The organism is Pseudidiomarina sp. PP-1MA (assembly GCF_041200125.1).
GTDB lineage: Bacteria > Pseudomonadota > Gammaproteobacteria > Enterobacterales > Alteromonadaceae > Pseudidiomarina > Pseudidiomarina fusca.
This window is the reverse complement of record NZ_CP165718.1, coordinates 209,487-223,367: the sequence shown is the minus strand read 5'-3', so window position 1 is coordinate 223,367 and position 13,881 is coordinate 209,487. Positions and strand designations below refer to the sequence as shown.

The 13,881-nt window shown below is 48.6% G+C and carries 15 protein-coding genes; 13 read left to right on the top strand and 2 right to left on the bottom strand.

Annotated features, from left to right (window positions below):
- Positions 1 to 4: 4 nt before the first annotated feature.
- Both AB8S08_RS01055 and ubiA read left to right on the top strand, forming a co-directional pair.
- Complete coding sequence (locus tag AB8S08_RS01055) at positions 5 to 625, top strand: chorismate lyase (protein WP_313933219.1); 621 nt, start codon at positions 5 to 7, stop codon at positions 623 to 625.
- 1 nt (position 626) lies between these two features.
- Positions 627 to 1,490 carry a 4-hydroxybenzoate octaprenyltransferase gene (ubiA, locus tag AB8S08_RS01050; RefSeq protein WP_369743105.1) on the top strand — a complete coding sequence of 288 codons (864 nt, stop codon included), beginning with the start codon at positions 627 to 629 and terminating at the stop codon, positions 1,488 to 1,490.
- 59 nt (positions 1,491 to 1,549) lie between these two features.
- On the opposite strand, the gene plsB is transcribed toward ubiA, so the two are convergent.
- Complete coding sequence (plsB, locus tag AB8S08_RS01045; protein WP_369743104.1) at positions 1,550 to 4,012, bottom strand: glycerol-3-phosphate 1-O-acyltransferase PlsB; 2,463 nt, start codon at positions 4,010 to 4,012, stop codon at positions 1,550 to 1,552.
- 145 nt (positions 4,013 to 4,157) lie between these two features.
- Between plsB and lexA the strand changes: the two genes are divergently transcribed.
- From lexA to AB8S08_RS01015, 6 genes are all read left to right on the top strand, one after another.
- On the top strand, positions 4,158 to 4,775 hold the full coding sequence (lexA, locus tag AB8S08_RS01040) for a transcriptional repressor LexA (protein WP_153827030.1): 618 nt from the start codon (positions 4,158 to 4,160) through the stop codon (positions 4,773 to 4,775).
- Positions 4,772 to 5,200, top strand: a complete 429-nt coding sequence (locus AB8S08_RS01035) for a hypothetical protein (RefSeq protein WP_313933221.1) — start codon at positions 4,772 to 4,774, stop codon at positions 5,198 to 5,200. The genes lexA and AB8S08_RS01035 overlap by 4 nt, the downstream gene beginning before the upstream one ends.
- A gap of 311 nt (positions 5,201 to 5,511) precedes the next feature.
- Positions 5,512 to 6,621: a cytochrome c oxidase subunit II gene (gene coxB, locus AB8S08_RS01030; RefSeq protein ID WP_369744209.1), complete on the top strand. Its 1,110-nt coding sequence runs from the start codon at positions 5,512 to 5,514 to the stop codon at positions 6,619 to 6,621.
- Positions 6,622 to 6,633: 12 nt separating this feature from the next.
- A complete protein-coding gene (gene ctaD, locus AB8S08_RS01025) occupies positions 6,634 to 8,220 on the top strand; it encodes a cytochrome c oxidase subunit I (RefSeq protein WP_369743103.1) in 1,587 nt (528 codons plus the stop codon).
- Positions 8,221 to 8,222: 2 nt separating this feature from the next.
- On the top strand, positions 8,223 to 8,819 hold the full coding sequence (locus AB8S08_RS01020; RefSeq protein WP_110076654.1) for a cytochrome c oxidase assembly protein: 597 nt from the start codon (positions 8,223 to 8,225) through the stop codon (positions 8,817 to 8,819).
- Positions 8,820 to 8,828: 9 nt separating this feature from the next.
- Positions 8,829 to 9,710 carry a cytochrome c oxidase subunit 3 gene (locus AB8S08_RS01015; protein WP_369743102.1) on the top strand — a complete coding sequence of 294 codons (882 nt, stop codon included), beginning with the start codon at positions 8,829 to 8,831 and terminating at the stop codon, positions 9,708 to 9,710.
- A 27-nt stretch (positions 9,711 to 9,737) separates the two neighbouring features.
- Here the strand turns inward: AB8S08_RS01015 and AB8S08_RS01010 are convergent, their stop codons facing one another.
- Positions 9,738 to 9,953: a DUF2909 domain-containing protein gene (locus tag AB8S08_RS01010; RefSeq protein WP_110076656.1), complete on the bottom strand. Its 216-nt coding sequence runs from the start codon at positions 9,951 to 9,953 to the stop codon at positions 9,738 to 9,740.
- Positions 9,954 to 9,979: 26 nt separating this feature from the next.
- Here AB8S08_RS01010 and AB8S08_RS01005 point away from each other — a divergent pair, with 26 nt between their 5' ends.
- From AB8S08_RS01005 to AB8S08_RS00985, 5 genes are read left to right on the top strand one after another with little or no spacing between them, the layout of a single operon-like run.
- On the top strand, positions 9,980 to 10,729 hold the full coding sequence (locus AB8S08_RS01005; RefSeq protein WP_369743101.1) for an SURF1 family protein: 750 nt from the start codon (positions 9,980 to 9,982) through the stop codon (positions 10,727 to 10,729).
- The gene (locus AB8S08_RS01000; RefSeq protein ID WP_110076658.1) at positions 10,726 to 11,268 is read left to right on the top strand and encodes a hypothetical protein; all 543 of its coding nucleotides are present in this window, start codon (positions 10,726 to 10,728) and stop codon (positions 11,266 to 11,268) included. Before AB8S08_RS01005 ends, AB8S08_RS01000 begins: the two co-directional genes overlap by 4 nt.
- Before the next feature lie 4 nt (positions 11,269 to 11,272).
- Positions 11,273 to 12,247, top strand: a complete 975-nt coding sequence (locus tag AB8S08_RS00995; protein ID WP_369743100.1) for a heme A synthase — start codon at positions 11,273 to 11,275, stop codon at positions 12,245 to 12,247.
- Positions 12,248 to 12,276: 29 nt separating this feature from the next.
- Complete coding sequence (gene cyoE, locus AB8S08_RS00990; protein WP_369743099.1) at positions 12,277 to 13,218, top strand: heme o synthase; 942 nt, start codon at positions 12,277 to 12,279, stop codon at positions 13,216 to 13,218.
- Between the two features lie 24 nt (positions 13,219 to 13,242).
- Positions 13,243 to 13,860, top strand: a complete 618-nt coding sequence (locus tag AB8S08_RS00985) for an SCO family protein (RefSeq protein ID WP_369743098.1) — start codon at positions 13,243 to 13,245, stop codon at positions 13,858 to 13,860.
- Positions 13,861 to 13,881 lie beyond the last annotated feature (21 nt).

The following is a 13,881-nucleotide window of genomic DNA, read 5'->3' as shown; positions in this document are numbered from 1 at the left end:
TAATATGGGGTTTTTACTTCCAAATGGGGTTAACTTTCCGGTGATTGGGGTGGCGCAACAAGCGAACTGGTGCAAGGCCGAGGCCCAACACCTAAGCCAGCATGCTGAGCTCGATAGTTGGTTACAAGACCCGCAATCCCTTACCGCCAAACTCAAACAGCATAGCAGTGATTTTCAGGTTATCGTTATCGGCCAGCAACCAGGTATCATTCGTGCCGATGAAGCCACTTGGCTGGGCACCGATCTAACCGGCGAACATGCGATTATCCGTGAGGTGCTGTTGTGCTGCGATGGCCAGCCTTGGGTGTTTGCGCGTAGTGTTTTTCCTGCCAGCGCCATGGATACCAAGCAGCTACAACTAGGCCAGCTTGGCGATAAACCCTTAGGGGCGCATCTGTTTGCCCAACCGGATCTGCAGCGCAGCGCGATTGAGGTCTGCTGCTTTGCCGATAACTCGGTAGTCAGTGACCTCAATCAACAACTCGGTTTTGCTCGCCAACAGTTATGGGGACGCCGCAGTTGCTTTACTGCAGCACAACAACAAGTGCTGGTAGCAGAAGTGTTTATTGGCGCTTCTATACCTGCTCAGTTGGCGTTATCTGCTAGTTCATCAAGGGGAAGTTAACATGACCAACATGCGTTCGTTGGCGCGGGCAAGCTGGCAGCTGATGCGTGCTGACCGCCCCATTGGCACCTTACTGTTAGGTTGGCCTACGTTAATCGCTTTGTTCATTGCTGGTAACGGTAATCCTCCGTTAAAAGTGGTGGTGTTGTTTATGCTGGGTGTGTTTGTGATGCGTTCGGCCGGCTGTGTCATTAATGATTACGCTGATCGCCACATAGATGGTCATGTCACTCGTACTAAACAACGACCGCTAGCAACGGGGGCTATCAAACCTTGGCAGGCGATCGTTTTGTTTGTGGGCTTGTTGTTCATCGCTCTACTGATAGTTTTGCAATTTAATTTAGCGACTATTTTACTAAGTATCGCTGCTGTTGCCGTAGCTACTCTCTATCCTTTCTGTAAACGTTTTACTCAGCTGCCCCAATTAGTGCTAGGTATTGCCTTCAGTTTTGGCGTGCTGATGCCCTTTACCGCGTTGGAGCAAGGCTTACCCTTGGTGGCTTGGCTGCTGTTTTTCGCCAATATCGCTTGGACGGTTGCCTACGATACCGAGTACGCCATGGCAGATAGACCTGATGATTTGAAGATTGGGGTAAAATCTACAGCTATTTTGTTTGCTGGTTTTGATAAGCTGGCGATTTTTAGTCTGCAAGTGATTACTTTGTTGCTACTGTTGTGGCTAGGCATCGAACTAGCTTATGGATTAGCCTACTGGCTGGGGTTAAGTATCGTGGCAGTACTGTTTTTGTGGCAGCAAAAGATGATTTGGTGGCGAGAGCCTGATGCCTGCTTTAAGGCTTTTTTACACAACAATCATGTAGGCTGGATTCTTACGCTGGCGGTCGCGCTCGAGTACTGGTTTTAAGTTTTTAGGTTCAAGCTAAGCTAGCGCAAGCCCGGTCTGCACCGAGCTTGCGCATTTTTTTACTCGCTGGTGGAGGTATCCGCCTGCATCAACAGTTGTTGCACCGATTGCCTAATGGTTTGCAGCACAGTAGGTTCTAACAACACATCGATGGCATCACTGAACAAGCCTACCCGCGCATCAGCCAACAACATGCCGTCGGTATTAACGCTGATGTAACCCTCACGCTTAATGGTCGCAACCAAGGTTGTCAGTACTTTTCGATCAAAGAACTCTGGCGCATTAACCCCATGAATGGCACTCAAACGTTCCGCCAGCGTCACTGCATGCTGCTCTAAATCGCTACGACTTATTGGCTGCGCTTGCTGCAATAGCTCCAACACAATAGCATAGCGTTGCAAGGTTTCACTGGCGCTGCGGGCCAAGAGTACCAATTGGAAATAACGCTGCGAATCACGTGCAGGTACGCCATAAACACAGTCTTGCTCGTTGGTTAACAAACCAATCTGTACGTAATGCTCTAATAATGCGGCTACCCAAAGCTCGATATCTTGTTCTGGATGACTCAAAAAGAGTTCATCGCGCAATAAGGGCTGTAGTTGTTTTATTAAGGCCTGCAAGCCCGCGATACCAAACCTCTTGTGTCCCATCGCATAGGCGGCCACGATTGCAGGCACGATCACCATGTGGATGATATTATTACGATAATAGGTCATGGCGATGGCCGTGGTGCCGTCTAGGCGAATCAATTCACCCATGGTATCGGCTTCTACCACAAACTTATCGTGACGTTTCGCAAGCTCCCACAATTCAGCACCCGTTTGGTCTGGAATATAGGCATCCTTGCTATAAGGCACATGGCGCAAAATATCTGTGTATAAGTCCAGTTGCCCAATCAGTTCTTCACGAGTTAACGCATGGTGCTCAGAGCTGAGAATGGCTAGCGCCGACAAGTTAATGCTATTCAACGCCGCCGCATTATTGATTCGACACATGATTTCATCAGCCAACACATTAACGGTTGGGGTTAACCATTGGGGCCGCGATGGCTCCTCGGCACCCAACGTAATAGATTCACGCCAGTTCGGCTGCAATTTATCTAAGGTATCACCAAGGTTAATAGGGTCGCCAAAGGAGACATAGCCTTGGCCAAAATTGCGTAAATGACGCAAACTACTCAGCACCTGCCATACGGATTCTTTCTCTTTGGACTTACCTTTAAGCTCTTTTAAGTAAGTACCCACTTCCATCACATGCTCGTAGCCTAAGTACACAGGCACCAAGGATATCGGACGCTGTTGACCACGTAACATGCCTTGAATGGTCATCGCGACCATACCTGTTTTAGGGGGTAACAAACGACCGGTTCTACTGCGCCCACCCTCGGTAAAATATTCTACTGGGTAGCCCTTTTGGAACAAGCGGTTCAAGTATTCACGAAACACCGTCGAGTAAAGTTTGTTGCCTTTGAAGCTACGGCGGATGAAAAAAGCACCGCCACGGCGGAAAATAGGACCCGCCGGGAAAAAGTCTAAGTTCACCCCCGCAGCAATGTGCGGCGGCACCAAACCTTCTTTATAAATCACGTAACTTAACAGCAGGTAATCCATGTGCGAACGGTGACACGGCACATAGATCACCTCATGCCCGGCTTGCGCCAGCTCGCGAATACGCTCGCCGCCATCCACATGAATCCCGTTATAAATACGACTCCAACACCAGGTCATAAAGCGGTCTAAAAGACGCACTAAGGTATCGTTATAGTTAGCAGCTATTTCATGCAAGTATTTTTCAGCAGTCTTACGCGCTTGTGCTTCGGTTTGCTTTTTGCTCTTCGCCTCATCAGCGATGGCTTGGCGTAACGCTGGCGTATCCAGGAGGTCTTGAATCACCACCGCCCGTTCCGTCATCTTTGGCCCTGCAACTGCATGGCGCATCCGGACAAAATGAACGCGTGCTACCCTTGCCAGCTTGTGCGCTAGATGTTTGGTACTACCGCGCTGTTCGGCCATCTCTTGCAATTGCACCGGCCGACTGCCACGCACCAGAATATGCCGACCCGAGAACAGCACCAGCCAAAATTTACGCCAATGCCCTGGGTTATCCACATCTGCAATCATGGTGCGCCCCTGCCGTCGCTCCTGACCGGCTTGGCGCCCCCAAAATAATCCTACTGGCACCAAGGAAACCGCCAAGCTTCGATCCTGTTGATGGGCATTAAGCAACTGTTCGAAATCTTTAATCGCCTGTTGGGCACTATGCTGGTCGGTCTGATCTAAATACATGACCCGCGCATACTCGTTACCGTTTAACAATAACGGCTGGGTAGGGTCAGGTAAGCCCGCTGCACGCAACGCTCGTTGGGCCACCAATAAGTCGGCATTGGACACACTGCGCATCACATACACCACGTGGTCGCTGCCCTTTAGCCCTTGTACCGACTCATCAACAATAATCTCAAAGCGTGTTAACCAACGCACTGGCCAGTGCAACAGGCTGCGCCAAAAGCCTTTTAGACTCATGAACCTTCCTCGACAAAATGAAACCCTTAAAGAATATCATTGTTGTTTGAATTTGTCTGATAGAAAAAAATTGCACAAAAAAGTTGCGATTCCAAAACACCTGTATATACTCACAGTACTACTGTATAGATAAACAGGTAAACATATGCGTCCGTTAACACCTCGTCAGCAGCAAATTCTGACTTTAATCAAAGACAATATCGATGCCACTGGTATGCCACCCACCCGTGCTGAGATAGCTGAGCGTTTAGGTTTTCGTTCCGCTAATTCAGCCGAGGAGCATTTGAAAGCATTAGCCAAAAAAGGCGTGATTAAGATGATGCCTGGCATGTCTCGAGGTATCCAGTTAATGGAGGCAGAAGACGAAGCTCCAAGCGGTTTACCACTGATTGGTCAAGTAGCCGCAGGTGAACCTATTTTGGCGCAGGAGCACGTTGAGAGTCACGTTCAGGTTGACCAAAACCTGTTTCACCCGGCGGCTGATTTCCTGTTACGCGTTAACGGTATGAGCATGAAAGATATCGGTATTCTCGATGGCGACTTACTAGCGGTTCACAAAACTCAAGAAGCTCGTAATGGCCAAATAGTGGTTGCTCGCGTTGAAGATGAGGTGACGGTGAAACGCTTTGAACGACGCGGCAATGTTATTTTCCTACATCCCGAAAACGATGAGTTCGCCCCGATTAAAGTCGATTTAACCTCACAGTTTTTTACGATTGAAGGGTTAGCTGTAGGCGTGATTCGCAATGGAGCATGGTTATGAGAAACAAATTTTATCACCACGATATGTTATCAGCAGTCCACGAAGTAACACCTGATACTTGGGCTAGTGAGCTTGAAGCAACTGCAACAAGTTCATCCTTAGAGGCCTTGTTGCCGCGTTTACACGCCCTGTCATTACGTTCTCACCAATGGGTGACTGTTATCGGTGCGACAAGAGATGTCGTAGAAAAATTAGTTGCAGCCGGGATCAGTCGTACCCGCATTCGATGGGTCTGCGGACGCAATCAAGACGAGCGCGAATGGGCAACTGAACAAGCCCTACTCGCAGGCACTAGCAGCATTGTTTTAAGCTGGTTAGGTGAATTAGCACCGCGTACTCAGCAACGTTTAAAAATGGCAAGTAAAGTTAGCCATACCCACAGTTTCATCTTTGATGAACAACCTTCACGTACCCCACTCCACTAAATCTGCCGTGAAGGATTTGATAGGGCTGCCGTGATGGCAGCCCTTTTTTTATCCTTAAATGAAAAAAATCTTAACTTTTGCGGTGGCAATTTGTGCAGAAGGTGGTATTTTGATCAGGCATTAACTGCTAACACAATAAATAAAAACAAATATTGATACACAACAACAAAGGGTTAGTGGGGAAAGCGATTTTCGAAGGAAATGCTGTTCCTTTTTCTACTCACCTCTTTGTTCTTCAGGCAAGCACTTCGGTGTAATCGCGGTTACCGCGTCGGAAGAATGAGAGGAGCTGTCGCGTGAGAACGAGACTCATCACTAGCTTACTTGCGAGCATTCCATTTGCTGCAAGCGCACAATCGTCGCAATTGAACTTAACTCAAGGTGTTACTGAGATAAGTAATCGCGTCTATGACTTACACATGACCATTTTTTATATCTGTTGTGTGATAGGTCTCTTAGTTTTTGGGACCATGTTTTGGTCCATGATAGCCCACCGCAAAAAGCAGGGGGTTAAACCAGCCACTTTCCATGAAAACGTGAAAGTTGAGATTGCTTGGACGGTCATCCCCTTCTTGATTTTGATAGGTATGGCTATTCCAGCAACGTCAACGCTCATTGCTATGGAAGACACCAGTGAATCTGACGTTACCGTGTTAGTTACTGGCTCGCAATGGAAGTGGCATTACAAGTATTTTGACCACGACGTTGAATTCTTCAGCCTCCTAGCTACTCAACAAGAGCAGATCAATAACCGTCTTGATAAAGGCGAGAATTACTTGCTTGAAGTTGACCGGCCATTAGTTATTCCTACGGGTAAGAAAGTCCGCTTCCTTATCACCTCAGATGACGTTATCCATTCTTGGTGGGTACCTGATTTCGCAGTGAAGAAGGACGCGAACCCCGGCTTTATTAATGAAGCTTGGACCAAAGTAGATGAACCCGGTATTTACCGTGGCCAATGCGCTGAGCTGTGCGGCAAAGACCATGGCTTTATGCCGGTGGTTGTTATTGCTAAAGAGCCGGCCGAATACGACGCGTGGATTACCGAGCAGGAGCAGATCGCGAAGCAAGCCAAAGCTGAAGAGCAACGCTTACTGGCCATGTCGATGACCGAAGCCGAACTTATGCAACTTGGCGAAAGCGTGTACTTAGGTAACTGCGCTGCTTGTCACCAACCTAACGGTCAAGGTATTCCTGGTGTTTTTCCAAGCTTAGTCGGCACCGATATGGTGCTCAACGATTTACCCGCACACATTGATATTGTGGTGAATGGTAAGAATGGCACCGCCATGCAAGCCTTTGGTAACCAGCTAAGCCTTCGTGAGTTGGCCGCGGTCATCACCTACGAGCGTAATGCTTGGGGCAACAGCACTGGCGATTTAGTACAAGCCGCCGATGTTAACGAATATAAGAATAATTAAGGAGACCCGGCTATGAGCACAGTTGTTGGCGAGATGGATCACCAAGATCATCACCACCACGCGCCGTCGGGAATTACCCGTTGGCTATTTACCACCAATCATAAAGACATAGGCTCTATGTATTTATGGTTCAGTTTTATTATGTTTTTAGTAGGCGGCTCGATGGCGATGGTTATTCGCGCCGAGTTATTCCAACCTGGATTGCAGTTGGTAGATCCGCACTTCTTTAATCAGATGACCACAGTACACGGCTTGATCATGGTATTCGGCGCGGTGATGCCAGCCTTTACCGGATTAGCTAACTGGATGATTCCGATGATGATTGGTGCGCCAGATATGGCGTTACCTCGGATGAATAACTGGAGTTTCTGGATCCTACCTTTTGCGTTCGCTATTTTGCTAGCCTCGCTATTTATGGAAGGCGGCGGCCCCGCTTTTGGTTGGACCTTCTATGCTCCCCTTTCCACCACTTACAGTAGCGATTCAACGGCTCTGTTTGTATTCTCTGTGCACATCATGGGTATTTCATCCATCATGGGCGCCATCAACGTGATAGTAACCATCATGAACATGCGTGCACCCGGGATGAATTACATGAAGATGCCGCTGTTTGTCTGGACTTGGCTCATCACTGCTTTCCTGTTGATAGCTGTGATGCCAGTGCTCGCAGGAGCGGTGACCATGGTGTTGACGGATAAATACTTTGGTACCAGCTTCTTTGACGCTGCCGGGGGCGGCGACCCGGTCATGTTCCAGCACATTTTCTGGTTCTTCGGGCATCCAGAAGTTTACATCATGATTTTACCGTCATTCGGTATTATTTCGGCGATTATCCCAGCATTTGCACGTAAGCCGCTGTTTGGTTACTCGTCCATGGTGTACGCCACCGGAGCTATCGCCATACTCAGTTTCCTGGTCTGGGCGCATCATATGTTCACCACCGGTATGCCGGTAGCAGCCGAAATGTTCTTTATGTATGCAACCATGCTGATCTCGGTGCCTACTGGGGTGAAAGTATTTAACTGGGTTGCCACCATGTGGCGCGGTTCGATCACTTTTGAAACCCCGATGTTATTTGCTTTAGCCTTTGTGATTCTGTTCACCATTGGCGGCTTCTCGGGCTTAATGCTGGCTATTACCCCGGTCGACTTTCAATACCACGACACTTATTTTGTAGTGGCTCACTTCCATTATGTTTTAGTGAGTGGTGCGATTTTCTCCATCATGGCAGCGGCTTACTATTGGCTACCTAAATGGACTGGCCACATGTACGACGAGAAGCTTGGGCGCTTGCATTTCTGGTGCTCGTTGATCTCAGTTAACGTGCTGTTCTTCCCCATGCACTTTGCTGGCTTGGCTGGTATGCCGCGGCGTATCCCTGACTACTCACTACAATTTGCTGATATTAACCAAATTGTCAGTATCGGTGGCTTTGCGTTTGGCCTCTCCCAGTTGATTTTCTTATGGGTGGTGATTAAGTGTGTTAAAGGTGGCGAGAAGGCCCCTGCCAAACCTTGGGAAGGAGCCGAAGGGTTGGAGTGGACAGTACCTTCACCAGCGCCTTATCACACCTTTGAGACCCCACCTGAGGTGAAGTAATCATGCAAAAGCCCGAACCAACAGTCACCAAAGTACCCCGTGCAGACAATGCACGGGTAGTACGCAAACTGCTGTTTATTGTCGTAGGTATGTTTGGGTTTGGTTTTGCATTAGTGCCCCTGTACGACGTTTTTTGTGACATTACCGGCTTTAACGGTCGCACCAAGAACGAACAAGCAATGGCGAATACCCGCAGTGTGGACACCTCACGAACAGTGAATGTGCAATTTCTAACGCGGGTAAACAAAGGGATGCCATGGGGCTTTGAAGCCGAAGTGAAATCGGTACGGGTGCACCCTGGCGAAACCAAAGTGGTGAACTTTTTAGCGCATAACCTCACTGGTAATAATATGGTGGCGCAGGCAATTCCGTCAGTAGCCCCTGGTGAGGCCGGTTTGTACTTAAATAAAACCGAATGTTTTTGCTTTAACCAGCAGCCGTTAGCTGCTGGTGCAGAAACAGTTATGCCGATGCAGTTTTACCTAGACCCTGATATTCCAGATCATATTCACACCTTAACTTTGTCATACACCATGTACGATATGACAGCCCATGCAACGCCTGATGTGCTGGCGAGCATTGAGCAACCAGCAGACTGAGGAAGAGTTATGGCAACACAACACGAAAAATATTATGTCCCAGCTTCCAGCCCTTGGCCTATCGTTGGCGCAATTGGGCTAGGATTAATAGCCTTTGGCGCTGGCCATACCGTCATCGATATGAAAAACGAAACGGTTGATGGCTGGGGTAGCAATGTACTTTGGGGCGGCATCGCCGTCATGCTAATCATGTTATTTGGTTGGTTCCGCGACCAAATTAACGAATCTATGGGCGGTTTATACAGTCCACAGCTGGGCCACTCCTACCGTCAAGGCATGAGCTGGTTTATCTTTTCTGAGATTATGTTCTTTGCGGCTTTCTTTGGTGCTCTTTTCTACGCGCGCGTCATTGCCGTGGAGTGGTTAGGCGGCGCCAGCAACAATGCCATGACCAACGAAGTGCTATGGCCAGGCTTTGAGGCTATGTGGCCGCTCACGGAAACTCCGGGGGGCACCACCACACAAGCTATGGGCTGGATGGGTTTACCTTTGTACAACACCATTATTTTGGTGATTTCTAGCTTTACCTGTCATTTTGCGCATGTTGGCTTAGAAAAGAATAACCGCAAGCAACTCACGTTGTTTTTGGGGATTACCATCGTCTTGGGCTGTATCTTCTTGTATTTACAAGGTGCCGAATATGTTCACGCCTACCAAGATCTTGGATTAACTTTATCCTCTGGAGTGTACGGTAACACCTTCTACATGCTGACGGGCTTCCACGGCATGCACGTTACTCTGGGCACCATCATGTTAATCGTGATGTTTTTCCGAGTTCTGAAAGGTCACTTTACCCCAGATAACCATTTTGCATTCCAAGCTACCAGTTGGTACTGGCACTTTGTGGATGTGGTCTGGGTGTGTTTGTTTATCTTTGTTTATGTCATTTAAAGCAAGTTACCGTACTGGGCCATGTGCCTAGTACGGTCTTGGGTTTGGTGCTAATACACCAGACCCCAGTAGTACCACAATAATCACTAGGGCAATCGCCGAGAATAACACGCGACGCCCCAAATAGTGCGTCATTGGTGGTTTGGTAGGGTCGTTTCTGAGCATGGCTAACAAAGCCCGCATGAGGTTTACGACCATAAATAACATGAGTAGTACCAGAATGATTTTTGCAGCTATAACCATTATTTTTGCTCCAGTGGCGCACGCTTATGCGTAAGTCGATGTGGCTTGGCATGGGCTTAACTGTGCTAGCAATTGCACTATTGGTCAAGCTAGGATTTTGGCAGCTGCAACGTGCCGCAGAAAAACAACAGCTGTTTGACCAATTTCAACAAGGTGAAGCTCAACAGCAAACTCCCGTGCCACTGCAATCTATCGAGCAACTGCAGGATTTAGAGCAGTATCAACCCGTTACTATTAGTGGCCGCTTTTTGCCCGCGCCCATTTTGCTGTTGGATAATCAGGTATGGCAAGGTCAGGTGGGCTACCAAGTGATCGGCTTATTTGAACCTGCTGCGGCCACTCGTTTGATCGGCGTTAGTCTAGGCTGGGTAGCGGCGGGCAGTGATCGCAGTCAACTACCAGCATTGAGCTTGCCGACCCGACCCATGGATATCAGCGGACTCGTTTATACGCCCAGCCTTGGCGGATTTCGCTTATCTGAGCACGTAGTTACTGAGGCAGCAACAAATGCCGCTCAAACCGAGCTGATCCGTATTCAACGCTTCGACCCAACCGCACTGACAAACCTGCTCAGCCTCCCCTTAGCCGATCGGCAGTTGTTATTAGCAGAAAGCGAAGCCTGGGGCTGGCCACGTGCTTGGCAACCTCAAGTGATGTCGCCCGCCAAACATCAAGCTTATGCATTGCAGTGGTTTTCACTAGCATTAGCTTGCTTGATTGTGTTTACTATAGCTGCACGTTCCAATAAAAAGAAAAATAATAAGGAATGCCCATGAGTACTGTTAAAAAATCCAGAGCCACCTTAATAGGCGTTGTACTTGCCTTTCTTATTCCGGTGATTGGCGCCAAATTGGTACTAGACCAAAACTGGTATCAAGGGGCGGTTACCAATAAAGGCACTATGCTAGTGCCGCCCATCGAACTGAACCAACTAAACCAGCGCTTGCCTGCAGGATGGCGGGTAGCCATGCGCACCGAGCAAGATTGCGGTGCCGGTTGCCAACAGGGCTTGTATGCCATTAATCAGCTTGATATAGCCTTAGGCAAAGAGACTGAACGAGTTACCCCAATCATGATCAGCGCCCAAGCGCCGAGCATCGATTTACAACAAACGCCATTAGTGCAAGCTGTGGTCGACAGTCAGTTAGCGGCAGCTGTTGCCAGCATCCCAGATCAGCACTTGTTTATCATCGATCCCTTGGGAAATATTGTCCTTTATTACCCAACGCATGCCGATGAATCAGCCATGCGCACCGAGGCTAAAAACATCCTGGCCGATTTGCGTACCTTGTTAAAACTTTCAAAGATAGGGTGATAGCATGCGGGCCTTAGTTAAATTTAGCTTATTGCTGACCCTAGTGGTGATTGTACTTGGTGCCTACACGCGTCTTACTGATGCGGGTTTAGGCTGCCCTGATTGGCCTGGCTGTTACGGTGAATTAACGGTCCCCAAAAGTGCAGAGCAGGCTGCCATAGCCTTTCCTGATGCACCGTTAGAAACTCAAAAAGCTTGGAACGAAATGATTCACCGTTATGCCGCTGGCAGCTTGGGTTTATTTATTCTAGCAATAGCCATCAGTGCCTTGGTTCGCGTTCGTAAACATCCAGAACAACCGGTTAAACTGCCGTTGCTACTGCTCGCCCTGGTCATATTTCAGGCAGCGCTGGGGATGTGGACAGTTACCATGAATTTGCAGCCATTGATTGTTATGGGGCATTTATTAGGCGGCTTTAGCACCCTTAGCTTGCTCTATTTGTTGCACCTAAGGTTACAACGCATCCATATGCCTATGGGCGATGCTGGCATGCGCAAACTCGCCGGATTAGCCGCGTTAGCCTTGCTTGTGGTCATCGCCCAAATCGCACTTGGTGGCTGGGTTGCCGCTAACTATGCGGCACTTGCTTGTACCGACCTGCCGTTCTGCGAAGGCAACTGGACCGAACGTTTAGACGTAGCCGGAGCTTTTAGTATTCCAGAAGCACAAACCTATCAATACGGCGCTCATGACTATGCTGAACGCATGACCATGCATGTAGCTCACCGGCTTGGTGCCTATGTGACAACGGTAGTAGTGGCACTACTGTTGTGGTTTGGTTTTGCTAAAGCTCAATCCAAAGTGATGCGCCGTGCGCTAACTTGGGTTGCCGTTGCCTTAGTGGTGCAATTAGCACTAGGCTTTAGTAATGTTATTTTTATGCTACCGTTAAAGGTAGCCGTAGCGCATAACTTAGTAGGAGCCTTGTTGCTTCTTAGCTTAGTTGGGCTAAATTATAAAATTGCTCGCAACGCATAAAACAACAATAAGCGAGTAAGGAGAACCAGATGGCAGAACATGCAAGTATCAAAGACGCCAGCCAAGACTTGGCAGCAACCTATAAGAAATCCAGCTCGTGGCGTGATTACCTTACGTTAACCAAACCCAACGTAGTGCTCTTGCTGCTACTCACGGCCTTGGTAGGCATGGCCTTAGCCACGCCAACTTGGGTTGCTTGGCAGGTGCTGGTGCCGGCACTGGTCGGTATTGGCTTAATGTCGGCTTCAGCGGCAGCGGTAAATCATTTGGTGGACCGCCACATCGATGCGCGGATGGCGCGGACGTTACGACGGCCGTTACCCTCGGGCGCCCTCTCCCCCAAACGCGTGCTAACCTTTGCTGCTGTTATTGGGGTGTTAGGTTTTGTGGTGTTAGCAGTTTGGGTCAACATGCTCACCGCATGGCTGACGCTAGCTAGCTTAGTTGGTTACGCTTTTATCTATACCATGTATTTAAAACGGGCCACGCCACAAAATATCGTCATCGGCGGCCTTGCCGGAGCAGCGCCTCCGCTATTGGGCTGGACCGCAGTCACCAATGAGATCCATCCCTTTGCGATTTTGCTGGTGATGATTGTCTTTACCTGGACCCCACCGCATTTTTGGGCGTTAGCCGTGCATCGAGCCAAGGATTACGCCAAAGCTGAAATTCCGATGCTGCCTGTGACTCATGGTATTGAATTCACCAAAACCTGCATCCTGCTGTACACCATTTTATTAGGCGTGGTCTGCTTGTTACCCTATTTAGTAGGAATGTCTGGGGTAATTTACCTGATTGGCTCCACAGTCTTGAGTCTTTGGTTTTTGGTGTATGCATGGAAGCTCAAATTTGCTCCGCAACAGCATACTGCCTTTAGTATGTTTAAGTTTTCTATTTGGCATTTAATGATTTTGTTTGTGCTGTTGTTGGTAGACCACTACTTGGTATTACCTCCTATGAGTTCGTTTTAATTTTCAGCGATAGGAAAAGATAAAATGCAAAGATTAGTGGCAACGGCAGTGGCTTTAGTAGCCTTGGTCGCGGGGTTGGTGATTTACAATAGTTTGCCACAAGCGCAACCCCAAGCCTTAGTGTACGAACCAGCACGACAACTACAGCCATTTACGCTACAGGGCAGCGATGGTAGTCAAGTAACGAACGAGCGCCTGCAAGGACAGTGGACGCTGTTGTTTACGGGCTACACTTTTTGTCCAGATATTTGCCCCACCACCATGGCTGACTTGCGCCAAATCATGCCTAGCCTGCAACAGCACACGGATACCCCGGTAAAGGTTTGGATGATTTCAGTGGACCCACAGCGCGACGATGTCGAACGCATTGCGGCTTATACGGAGTTTTTTGGCCCAGAATTTTTTGGGGTTCGCGCTGAACATCCACAACTGTATCCATTTGTGAACAATCTGGGCTTGATGTATTCCATTCCCGATGAAGGTGCTACCGATTATCTCGTTAATCACAGTGCAGCTATTATTCTGGTGAATCCAGCCGGTCATTTACAGGCGATATTTAAGGCAGAGCACACCATGGGCGAGATACCCACGGTGAATATGCAGCAATTAGCCGCTGACTTTGCCATCATTGCTGATAATTAATACCTCTTGATGCTGGTTTTG